At 70.2% G+C, this 11,266-nt stretch carries 9 protein-coding genes and 1 tRNA gene; 4 read left to right on the top strand and 6 right to left on the bottom strand.

Annotated features, from left to right (window positions below):
* Nucleotides 1–53 precede the first annotated feature (53 nt).
* The 3 genes from VPH46_RS13590 to VPH46_RS13600 all read left to right on the top strand — a co-directional run bounded on the left by VPH46_RS13590 (nt 54) and on the right by VPH46_RS13600 (nt 2,146).
* Entirely contained in the window at nt 54–737 is a 684-nt protein-coding gene (locus VPH46_RS13590) for a Fe2+-dependent dioxygenase (RefSeq protein ID WP_416612006.1), read from the top strand.
* 81 nt (nt 738–818) lie between these two features.
* Nucleotides 819–1,985, top strand: coding sequence for a PepSY-associated TM helix domain-containing protein (locus VPH46_RS13595; protein ID WP_416612008.1), 1,167 nt, complete (start codon nt 819–821; stop codon nt 1,983–1,985).
* Nucleotides 1,982–2,146 carry a hypothetical protein gene (locus VPH46_RS13600; RefSeq protein WP_416612010.1) on the top strand — a complete coding sequence of 55 codons (165 nt, stop codon included), beginning with the start codon at nt 1,982–1,984 and terminating at the stop codon, nt 2,144–2,146. The genes VPH46_RS13595 and VPH46_RS13600 overlap by 4 nt, the downstream gene beginning before the upstream one ends.
* Before the next feature lie 10 nt (nt 2,147–2,156).
* Here VPH46_RS13600 and VPH46_RS13605 read toward each other — a convergent pair whose 3' ends face one another.
* The 6 genes from VPH46_RS13605 to VPH46_RS13630 all read right to left on the bottom strand — a co-directional run bounded on the left by VPH46_RS13605 (nt 2,157) and on the right by VPH46_RS13630 (nt 10,868).
* A complete protein-coding gene (locus VPH46_RS13605) occupies nt 2,157–3,056 on the bottom strand; it encodes an FAD:protein FMN transferase (protein WP_416612012.1) in 900 nt (299 codons plus the stop codon).
* A gap of 95 nt (nt 3,057–3,151) precedes the next feature.
* Nucleotides 3,152–3,994: a DUF4198 domain-containing protein gene (locus VPH46_RS13610; RefSeq protein WP_416612014.1), complete on the bottom strand. Its 843-nt coding sequence runs from the start codon at nt 3,992–3,994 to the stop codon at nt 3,152–3,154.
* A 23-nt stretch (nt 3,995–4,017) separates the two neighbouring features.
* Nucleotides 4,018–4,551 (bottom strand): DUF2271 domain-containing protein, encoded by a 534-nt coding sequence (locus VPH46_RS13615; protein ID WP_416612016.1) that lies wholly within the window; start codon nt 4,549–4,551, stop codon nt 4,018–4,020.
* A gap of 19 nt (nt 4,552–4,570) precedes the next feature.
* Nucleotides 4,571–5,224 carry a PepSY-associated TM helix domain-containing protein gene (locus VPH46_RS13620; RefSeq protein ID WP_416612018.1) on the bottom strand — a complete coding sequence of 218 codons (654 nt, stop codon included), beginning with the start codon at nt 5,222–5,224 and terminating at the stop codon, nt 4,571–4,573.
* Between the two features lie 125 nt (nt 5,225–5,349).
* Entirely contained in the window at nt 5,350–9,948 is a 4,599-nt protein-coding gene (locus VPH46_RS13625) for an NAD-glutamate dehydrogenase (protein WP_416612020.1), read from the bottom strand.
* Nucleotides 9,949–10,019: 71 nt separating this feature from the next.
* Entirely contained in the window at nt 10,020–10,868 is an 849-nt protein-coding gene (locus tag VPH46_RS13630; protein WP_416612022.1) for a hypothetical protein, read from the bottom strand.
* Between the two features lie 182 nt (nt 10,869–11,050).
* Here VPH46_RS13630 and VPH46_RS13635 point away from each other — a divergent pair.
* Nucleotides 11,051–11,126, top strand: a tRNA-Thr gene (locus VPH46_RS13635).
* Nucleotides 11,127–11,266 lie beyond the last annotated feature (140 nt).

Raw genomic sequence — 11,266 nt, forward strand, 5'->3', positions numbered from 1 at the left:
GGCCGCGGTGCTCCACGGGTGCCGCGGCCAACCCGCAAGAGAAAGCCGCCGCCATGCTGATCGCCATTCCCGAGGTGCTCGATGCCGCTGCCGTCCGCCGGCTGCGGGCGATCATCGACGCCGCCGAATGGGTGGACGGCAACGTCACCTCCGGCCACCAGTCCGCGCTCGCCAAGCGCAACGAGCAGCTGCCGGAAGCGTCGGCGGCCGCAAAGGAAGCGGGCGGGATGATCCTGGACGCGCTGGGCCGCACGCCGCTGTTCGTGGCGGCGGCGCTGCCGGCCAAGGTGTTTCCGCCGCTGTTCAACCGCTATGGCATCGGCCAGACCTTTGGCGCGCACGTCGACAACGCGGTGCGCATCCAGCGCGGTACCGACTTCCGCATCCGCAGCGACCTTTCCGCGACGCTGTTCCTGGAAGACCCGGCTGCGTACGACGGCGGCGAGCTGGTGATCGAGGGGCAGTTCGGCGTGCAGAGCGTCAAGCTGCCGGCCGGGCACATGATCCTCTATCCCGCATCCAGCCTGCACCGCGTGGAGCCGGTGACGCGGGGGAGGCGGGTCGCGTCCTTCTTCTGGATGCAGTCGATAGTGCGCGACGATGGCGAGCGCCGGATCCTGTTCGAGCTCGACCAGTCGGTGCAGCGGCTCGCCGGCGAACTGGGGCATGCCGATCGCTCGGTGATCGAGCTGACCGGCGTGTATCACAACCTGCTGCGGCGCTGGGCCGAGGTCTGAGTACCAGTTGCGACTTGTTCGCAACTTCTGCCTGCCCTATGCCCGCGCCATGCCGGCGAGAGACCATCCGGAGCTGCAACCGTGACGCGGGCGACCGTCCGCGCCTGGTATCTGGTGCACAAATGGACGAGCATCGTCTGCACGGCGTTCCTGCTGATGCTGTGCGTGACCGGCCTGCCGCTGATCTTCCATGACGAGATCGACCGGCTGAGCGGCGGCGACGTGGCTGCCGGCATGACGGGGCAGGGTTCGTCGGGCGAGGGGCCGGGGCTGCTGCCGCTCGACACCATGCTCGCCAAGGCGCTCGCCGCGCGTCCGGGCGAGGTGCCGCTGTTCATGGCCTTCGACAACGACCGCCCGCAGATGACCATCACCACCGGCCCGCGCCCCGATGCGCCCGCGGCCGAGATGACGATGCAGATCTACAACCGGGCGACCGGGGAGCTTGCGGAAGTCGCGTCGGAGGACGGCGTCATGCACTTCCTGCTCCAGCTGCACACCGACATGTTCCTGGGGCTGCCTGGGATGCTGTTCCTGGGGGCGATGGGCGTCGTGTTCGTCGCCTCGATCGTCTCGGGCGTGGTTCTCTATGCGCCGTTCATGCGCAAGCTCGACTTTGGGACGCTGCGCACCTCGCGCAGCCGGCGGCTGAAGTGGCTGGACACCCACAATCTGCTCGGCATCGTGGCGCTTGCCTGGATGCTGGTGGTGGGGCTGACGGGCGTCGTCAACGCGCTGGCGACGCCGATCATGCAGATGTGGCAGGCGAATGAGCTGGCCGAGATGACGCGGGCCTATGCCGGGCGCCCGGCGCTGCCGGTGTCGCGCTACGGCTCGCTGGACCGGGCGATGGCGGAGGCGCGGCGGGCGCGTCCGGGCAACAACCCGCAGTTCATCGCCTTTCCGGGCGGCGGCTTCAGCAGCCGGCATCACTATGCCGTGTTCCTGCAGGGCGACACGCCGCTGACCGAGCGGCTGCTGACGCCGGCGCTGATCGATGCCGAGACCGGCCGGCTGACGGACGTGCGGCCGCTGCCCTGGTACGGGCAGGCGCTGTTGCTGTCGCAGCCGCTGCACTTCGGCGACTATGGCGCGCTGCCGCTCAAGATCCTGTGGGCGGTGCTCGACCTGTTCACGATCGTGATCCTGGGATCGGGGCTGTACCTGTGGCTGGGCAAGCGCCGGGCGCCGCTGCCGGCGCGGGTGCGCGAGGTGGAGAGCGGCGGCGAATGGGTGCCGGCGGAATGATCCGATCGACTTTTGCGCTGCCGGCGCTGATCGCGTTTCTGTCGGTGGTGGGATTGGTGAGCGCGCTGACCGGCGATGGCGTGCGCGACGTGCTGTCGTGGATTGCGCTGGCGGTGCCGGTGGTCGCGGTCGGCTGGGCGATGCGCGCGCAGCGGCGCTGACGAGCCGGGCTTAGCCGAGCATCGCTTGCAGCACGGGCGAGAGCCATTCCTCCAGGCCGCGATCGGTGCGCACCACGATGCGGGCGGCGAGGGCGTGCTCCGTTGCCCAGCTGCGTGCTTCCTCGGGAGGGAGGACGGTGAGCACCGTCGCCCAGGCGTCCGCGTGCATGCAGTCGGCGGCGAGCACCGTCACCGAGGCGGTGCCGTGCACGATCGGGCGGCCGGTGCGCGGATCGAGTGTGTGGGCGTAGCGGCGGCCGCCGCTGGTGAAGCTGCGGCGATAGTCGCCGGAGGTGGCGATGGCGATATCGTGCGCGGCGATGCGCAGCGGCGCGAGGTTGCTTCCTGGCAGCGACTCCACCTCCACCCACCAGGGCTGGCCGTCCGGGCGCAGGCCGCGGCCGACGAACTCGCCGCCGATCTCGACCAGCAGGTCGCGGTGCCCGGCTGCCTCCAGTGCACCGGCGAGCGCGTCGACGGCATAGCCTTTGGCGATGCCGGAAAGGTCGAGACGCGCGTCGCGCAAGCGGCGGGCGCGCAGCAGCAGCGGATCGAGCTCGAACGCGTCGAGACCGGCAGCCGCATAGACTGCCTCGATCGCCTCGGCTGGGGGAGGGGCGGTGCGCGGGCCGGAGGGGCCGAACCCCCAGAGGTCGGCCAAGGCGCCGATCGTGGGGTCGAAGGCGCCGCCGCTTGCCCCTGCCACCCGCCAGGCGCTGGCGAGCACGGTGACGAGCGCTGGGGGCAGGCGTTGCCAGCTGCCGATCGGTGCGCGGTTGAGCCGGGAGAGGGCGGAGCCCGGCTCCCAATGGCTCATGTCGGCGATGACCTGCCCGAGCACCCGGCCGGCGATCGCGCGGGCCGCCTGCGGGTCGCCGCCGACGACCTTGGCCGTCCAACTCGTTCCCATCGTCTCGCCGGCGACCGTCGTGATGCCGGCGGCCGGGTCGCGGCGCGCGAAGGCGGCCGGACCCGGAACCGAGGGGATGGCGATGCGTGCGCGCGTCAGGGCGCCAGCACCTCGAGCGTCGCGATATAGGCGGCGCGACGGGCGGGCGGTGCAGCCTTGGGAGCCGCCCCTTGCGCGGCGCCTGCTTCGCCGCGGCCGCCGCCGGTGGAGACGTTCAGCCAATACATGCCCGGCTCCGGCCAGGTGATGCTGACCTTGCCATCGGTGCCGGTCTTGAGGTCCATCTGCTTGAGCGCGTCGCGGTAGCGGATGCCGCCCGGGATCACCGTGACGGGAAGGCCCGCGGCGGGCTTGCCGTCGAGCAGGAACTGGAAGGTCGCCGCCTCGCCCGAGACGAGGTCGTTGGGGTGCGTCACCGGCACCAGCTCGAGGCCCTTGCCGGTGGTCTTGAACACGGTGGTGGTGGGCGCGCCCGAGGTCACGAAGATCTCGTTGCGGCTGGTGCTGGCAGTGGTGCGCACGTCGGTCGCGCCCGCGGGGATGGCGGCGGCGAGCTTGTCGGCGGTGAGGCCGCGCGGCAGCCGCTGTTCCTGGCCGTTGAGCTTGTAGCTGCCCATCACCCCGTCCGACACGGCGGCGATCTTGTAGGTGCCCTTCTGCGTCAGGTGGACGTCGAAGGTGCTGCGGTAGCGGCTGGTGTTCCAGTTCTCGATCTTGCCCGCGCTGCCATCCGGCTGCGTGACGGCAGGCGGCGTGCGCATCGGGAAATGCTCGAAATAGAAGAGGTCGTTCGAGATGGCGGCGTCGACCGTCACCCAGGCGTCGTCGCCCGACACGATCGTGGTCGACGGCAGCATCCACTGGCGGTGTGCGCCCGCAGCGGCGGGAAGCAGCACGGCGACGGCCGTGGCGGCGGCAAGCAGGCGATTGCGAAACATGATTCCGGTTCCTCCCAAAAATGTCAGCGGCGGACGGTGAGCGTCACCGCGCCCAATTCGCTGGTCCCCGCGGCGCGGGCGGTGCCGCCGCCGGCGGGCGGCCACGCGAAGGGCAGGCGCAGCAGCTCGCGGCCGCCGACTTCGCGCGCGGCCTCGACCACCAGCGTGTATTTGCCCGGGCCGAGCTGGCCGAGCGGGCCCTTGCCCGCGGTGAAGCTGAGCTTGTGGGTGCCGGGCGCGCGGGTGGCGCCGGTCACGCCATCGGCGGGAAAGGACATGCTGCGGCCGGAGGCGCGCCACCACTGGCGCACGTCGCGCAGCCACTTGGTGCCCTCGCCATTCTTCATGTCATGGTCGTACCAGACCGCCAGGGTGCGGGCGCCGCCGCCCTCCTTCTCCAGCCACACGGCCACATAGGGCTTGTGATATTCGGCGACCGACAGGCGCGGGATGGTGATCGACAGGTCGAGCGTCTGCGCCTGGGCGGGCGCGGCGATGCCGGCGGCAGCGGCGACCAGCGGCAGGCCGGTGAGCACGAGATGGTGGCGGACGTGCATGGGCAAGGCTCCCAGGGTCTCAGTGGATCAGGAAGACGGCGATCAGCGCCGGGATCACCAGCCCGAGGCCGACCAGCGGCCAGGTGCTGCGGCGCTTGGCCGAGTGGAGCTGGAGCAGGAACAGACCGGTCACGGAGAAGATGACGCAGGCGCCGACGAAGATGTCGATGAACCAGCTCCAGGCGGTGCCGGCGTTGCGGCCTTTGTGGAGGTCGTTGAGATAGGCGATCCAGCCGCGATCGGTGCGCTCGCTGGTGACGGCGCCGGTCTCCCGGTCGATCGCGACCCAGCCGTCGCCGCCGGGGCGGGGGAGGCCGAGGTACACTTCGCCGGCGGACCATTCCGCATCGCCATGCGGGGTCAGCGGCAGCGTCTTGGCGATCCAGGCGGCGAGCGGGGCGGGAAGCGGGCGCTTGCCGTCGGGGCGATCATCGGGGCGGACGAGCGGCAGCAGATCGGCCGGCAGCGTCGCCTGGCCGGAGGCGACGGTGGGCGTTCCCTCGATATCGGCGGCGTGGTTGAGCGTGAAGCCCGTGATCGCGAACAGCAGCAGGCCGATCAGGCTGAGCGCCGAGCTCATCCAATGCCAGGTGTGCAACTGACGCAGCCAGAAGGCCTTGCGGCTCTTCTTGCGGGGCACGGACGGGGAGGGGACGGCGGCTGCTGGAGGCATGCGGATCGCTGTTCGAAAGGACGTGCCCTTCGAATACGCGAACAATTCTCAATTGCAACAAGGAAGTGAAGAGCACCTCAGGCGCAAGGACTGCGGCGACCCCGAAGGGCCGCCGCGGCCTTGGATCAACGTCCCAGCAGGACGCGCGCTTGACCGGCGATCTGCGCGAGGATCGCCAGCGTCGGGGTGGGCGCCAGCCGGGCACGGGCCACGAGCGCAGTGAACTGGGCCACGCGGGGCTGGTTCTCCGCCATCCACGCATCGACCGCCGCCTGCGGATCGGTGCCGTCGATCCGGGCGAGGAAGTCGAGCCGCAGCTGCTGGAAGTCGCGCGAGAGGCCCGCGATCAGCAGCCGCTCCCACGGATCGCCGCTGGTGATGCGTGCCGTGGCGGCCTGCGCCCAGTCGAGCCCCAGTGCCTCGCCCAGGTGCGTGAACGCATGGGCGAGCACGACTTCGTCCACCCCGCGCTCTGCCCCCAGGTCGGCCAGGCCGATGGCGCCGTCCAGGTCGAACAGGCGGACGACGCGGGCGCTCAGCGCGTCGGGAGCGCCCGCCGCGGCGAGGCGCTCGCGCATCCGCTCGCTCTGGGCGCGGGCCTCGCTCAGCAGGAGCGAATCCGCCTGGGCGTCCAGGCGGTCGATCGCCGGCTTCAGCCGCGCGATGGCCTCGGCTGGGCGCGTGCCCGGGCGGCAGGCGCGCAGCAGGTCGGCGATCTGCACGCGGGTGGCGGCGGCAGCATGGCCGATCAGCGCGAGGCGGGCGTCCTCGCTGATGTCCGCCTGCTCGATCTGCGCCCAGAGGGTGGGCAGGTCGAACAGCCGCTCGGCGACGACGAACATCGCGGCCAGATCGCCGACGGCAGCGCCTTCCTCCTCGACCAGTTCGGTCGGGTGGAGCACGCCCAGCCGGTTGACGATGCGGTTGGCGAGCTTGGTGGCGACGATCTCCCCGCGCAGGCGATGCTGTTCGATCGCATCGCCGAAGCGTGCCTGCATGGCGCGCGGGAACGCGGCCTGCAGGTCCGGCAGCAGTTCGGGCGTGTGGCCGAGCTGGTTCGCCTCGATCGCGTCCTGGAGCGCGAGCTTGGCCGAGGCGAGTAGCACGGCGAGCTCGGGCCGGGTGAAGCCCTGGCCCTCCTGCGCGCGGCGCAGCAGCTCGTCGTTGGGGGCGAGGCCCTCGACCGCGCGGTCGAGCCGGCCGGCGCTTTCGAGCATCTCGATCACGCGGACGTAGCTCGGCACCGCGACCGCGCCATCGCCCTCCATGAAGGAGAGGGCGAGCGTCTGGAGGCGATTGTCCTCCAGCACCAGCCGGGCGACGTCGTCCGTCATCTCCGCCAGCAGCGCGTTGCGATCCTCGAACCCGAGCCGTCCTTCCGTCATCTCGCGGTTCAGCGCGATCTTGATGTTGACCTCGTTGTCCGAGCAGTCGACGCCCGCCGAATTGTCGATGAAGTCGGTGTTGATGCGCCCGCCCTTGGCCGCAAAGGCGATGCGCGCGGCTTGCGTCACGCCCAGGTTCGCGCCTTCGCCGACGACCTTCACGCGCAGCGCCTCTGCGTTGACGCGGATGCGGTCGTTGGCGGGATCGCCGACGTCCGAATGCGCCTCGTGCCCTGCCTTCACATAGGTGCCGATGCCGCCGAACCACAGCAGGTCGGCGGGTGCGCGCAGGATCGCGGAGATCAGCGCGGTCGGATCGAGTTCGGTGTCCTCGACGCTCAGCATGCGGCGTACCGATTCGGACAGCGGGATCGTCTTGGCCGTGCGCGGGAAGACGCCGCCGCCTTCCGAGATCAGCGCCTTGTCGTAGTCGTCCCAGCTAGAGCGGGGGAGGTTGAACAGCCGCTGGCGCTCCTCCCAGCTCTTGGCGGCATCCGGGTTCGGATCGAGGAAGATGTGGCGGTGGTCGAACGCCGCCTGCAGCTTGATCGACTTGGACAGGAGCATGCCGTTGCCGAACACGTCGCCCGACATGTCGCCGCAGCCGACGACGGTGACCGGATCGGCCTGCACGTCGACGCCCATTTCCAGGAAGTGGCGCTGGACCGACACCCAGCCGCCGCGGGCGGTGATGCCCATCGCCTTGTGGTCATAGCCGTGGCTGCCGCCGCTGGCGAAGGCATCGCCCAGCCAGAAGCCGCGCTCCATCGCCAGCGCATTGGCCACGTCGGAGAAGGTGGCGGTGCCCTTGTCGGCGGCGACCACGAAATAGGGGTCCTCGCCATCGAGGATCGTCACGCCCTCCGGATGGACGACGCGGTTCTCGACGAGGTTGTCGGTGATCGACAGCAGCGTGCGGATGAAGATGCGGTAGCTCTCCGTCCCCTCCGCCAGCCAGGCGTCGCGATCCGAGGGGGAAGGGAGCTGCTTGGGATAGAAGCCGCCCTTCGCACCGGTCGGCACGATCACCGCGTTCTTGACCCGCTGTGCCTTCATCAGGCCCAGGATCTCGGTGCGGAAGTCGTCGCGTCGGTCCGACCAGCGCAGACCACCGCGGGCGACCGGACCCGCGCGCAGGTGGATGCCCTCCACCCGCGGCGAATAGACGAAGATCTCGCGCCACGGCAGCGGCTTGGGCAGGCCCGGCACCTTGGCGCTGTCGAGCTTGAACGCCAGCGCTTCGGCCGCAGCCGGGGCGAAGGCGTTGGTGCGCAGCGTCGCGCCGATCAGCGCACGCATCGCGCGCAGGATGCGGTCGTCGTCGATCGCCGAGACGGCGTCGAGGCCGCGCTCGATCGCGGCGTCCGCTTCCTCGGCCGTCGCCGCGTCCGCATTCGCCGGATCGTGGATCGCCGCGAAGCGCTCGACCAGCGCACGCGCCACCTTCGGCGCGCGCCGGAGCGCGTCGACGACGGTACCGAGCGGATAGGTGAGCCCCGCCTGGCGCAGATAGCGGAACCAGGCGCGGAACAGCACCACCGAGGCGGGGGCGAGCCCGGCCTCCACGATCAGCCGGTTGAAGCCGTCGTTCTCGGCCCGGTTCTCGAGCACGGCGGCGATTGCTTCTTCGGCCACGGCCACGTCGAACTGGGGCGCACCGGTGGCGCCTGGCAGCTCGACCGCGAAGTCGTGGATGAAGGACTGCGCCTCGTCGCTCAAGCGGGTGGGGATCTCCTCCACCACGCGGAAGCCGAAGTTCTCGAACACCGGCACCGCATCCGACAGCGAGAGCGCGCCGCCCTGGCGGTAGAGCTTGATCCGCAGCGTTCCGTCGGGCGCCGTCAGGATGCGCACGGAGCGGCTGCCGGTGTCGCTGAGGCTGCCCAGGCGCAGCACGTCATGCGCCGCTTCCTCGGCCGTGTTGACGTTGCGGTAGTTGACCGGGAAGGCGGTGGCATAGCGCAGGGCCAGGCGGGCGGCGGCGCCTGAGGGCGCGATCTCGCCCAGCGCCGCCTCGATCGCCGGGCTCCAGCCGCGGACCATCCGTTCGACGCGCCGGTCGAGCTCCGCGCCGTCGGGCATCTGCCCCTCGCCGCGCAGGTCGAGCATGTAGCGGATCAGGGCTGCGTCGCCCTCGACGGCGATCGTCCAGCTGAGCAGCCGGGCGTGCGCCGCCTCGCACAGCATGTCGCCAATGGCGCTGCGCCGGCCGGTCGAGAGGTCGTCGCGCTGCAGCCAGACGAACGCGAACAGATGGCGGCCGAGCGGGCTGCGGATCAGCACCACCCGCGAGCGCGGCCGGTCCGCGATCGACATGGCCGTGAGCGCCAGCGTCTCCAGCGCCTCCGGCGGGAAGGCGGTGGTGAGATCATGGGGCAGGGCGGTCAGCGCATGGGCGAGTGACTTACCGGCGTGGCCCGTGGGATCGAAGCCGAACTGCGCCTGGAGGGCGGCGAGGTTGCGGCGCAGCACCGGCACTTCCGCGGGGGCGGCATGCAGCGCAGCGCTGGTCCAGAGCCCGGCGTGGATCGAGAGGCCGACGACCCGGCCGCCTTCGCGGATCGGCAGCACGACCAGGTCGAGGGGCGCGCGGCGGTGGACGGTCGAGAGCGCGTTCGATTTGAGCAGCAGCAGCGAGTGGCCTGCTTCGAACCAGGCGATCGCGCGCTGGCGGGAGCTTTCGGCGAGCATCTGGCTGTGGATCGGGCGGCGGGCGATGCCCAGGCAGTCGCGATCGCTCTCGCCCGCCGACCAGCGCAGGTGCCCCAGCAGCGTGAAGTTACGGTCCAGGAACCATTCCAGTAGCGCCCGGGTCTCCGGATCGGGCGTCTGCGCCGCATCGTCGCGCATCGCCTGCTGCATCGGCTGCCAATCGGCGACCGCGGCGCGGACGTCCGCCAGGTTGCGCTCGATCTCGTCGCTCAGTTCCCGACGCAGCCGGGCGTCGACGCGGTCCATCTCGATATAGACCATCGATTCGCGCGCGCCGCCGTCGGCGATGTCGACAATGGAGCCGGCTGCGTCGCGCACGACCGGGAGCACGGGGTGAATGATGCGCTCGATGAGAAGATTGTGGCCCGTGATCGCGGCCGCGATCGAATCGACCAGGAAGGGCATGTCGTCGTTGACAACGGCAAGCCGCATGCGGCGGCGCCCGTCGGTGGTGACACTGTCGATGGCGATGGAGGCGGACCCGGGCGGGCGGGCGCGGGCGGCATCCGCCACCAGCCGTACCGCCGCCTCCCGTTCCTCGGTTCCGAGCCCTTCGAGTTCGCTCGGAAGCGCACCATCGAACAACCTCGCCGCAATTGCCTGCGGCACCTTATCCTCTTCGGTCATGGCAGGGATATGCGCCCCGGCTTCGACCGGCTCAACCCTTGTCGCAGGTGCGAAGGAATTGCTGCGCTGCGTCAGTCGCGCCGCACGCGGCGGATCGCCTCCTGCGTGAGACCGTCGCTGCCGTCCACGGCGCCGACGATCTCGACGCGGCCGTCCAGCGTCGCACGGCCGAGCAGCAGGACGAACTCCTCCGTCCCTGCATCCAGGTCGACCGATCCGAGCGCAGGGGTCGTGCGCAACACGTCGCTCGCGGATCGAAGGTCGCCCTCGGTCGCGTCCAGCCCTGCGCTCGGCCCGTCTGCCCAGGCGGGTGCGACGGGGGCGGGGGGCGGCGCATCGGTGCTGCGGGCGTCCGCCATCTCCGCTGCCAGCTGCGCCTGGATGCGCGCGTCGGCGACCTCCTTCCAGTTGATCACGCCATAGATGAAGTTGATCCGGCGCTGGTCCGACGAGAAGGGCATCAGGATGCCGCGATACAGGGTGGGGTGGCCGCGTTGCGACACGAACTCCGCCTCGAACCCGATCGGCGCGCGGCTGGCCAGGATCTGCGGATATTGCTCGGTGAGGCGCGCCAGCAGCGAGCCCTGCGGTACGTCGGCGATCCTGAGGATGCCGGAGGTGACGCCGCACTCCTCGCGCACGGCATGACCGATGAAGCGGATGCGCGGCTCGGCATCGTCGTGCGAGAAATCGAGCAGCACGCCGTGCGGGCCGAAATCGCCGGCCGCTGCGAGATCCAACTCGTCGATGGTCGGATAGGTGCGGCCCTTGAGCAGCGAAATCCAGTGGTTGTACGCGCGGACATGCATCCGCCGCTCGTCGCCGCCGATCACGCGCTGCGGTTCCGGCCCCTGTCCGACGCCATCGCGGTCGAACTCCTCTCGTTCGGGCTGATCGTCCGGCCCTCGCGCCCTGTCCATAGTCGATCCTCACGGGCGTCGCTGCCCGGGGGGTATTGTGACGGTTCATGGTAAAGGATGAATGAAACAATCCCCGGCGGGCGGCGGCGGCCGGCAATCTGCGAAAACAGCGCAAGCGGCGCTTGCCAGCGCCGCCACCCGCTGGTAAGCGCGCGCTTCCCACGAGGCGCTGTGCGCCATGTGCCGCTTTAGCTCAGTTGGTAGAGCATCGCATTCGTAATGCGGGGGTCACAGGTTCGAGTCCTGTAAGCGGCACCATTTCCCCAAAAATCGTTGAAAAGCAATCATCTAAGCAACGGTCTCGTGCTGATTGTCGCACACGAGTGTCGCACAACGCCCTTTCCGATGATGGGCCAAGTCTTTCAAATCGTTCCCGAAATGAGGGAGCGGGATGTCGC

Source organism: Sphingomonas sp. MJ1 (PH-R8) (assembly GCF_048058635.1).
GTDB lineage: Bacteria > Pseudomonadota > Alphaproteobacteria > Sphingomonadales > Sphingomonadaceae > Sphingomonas.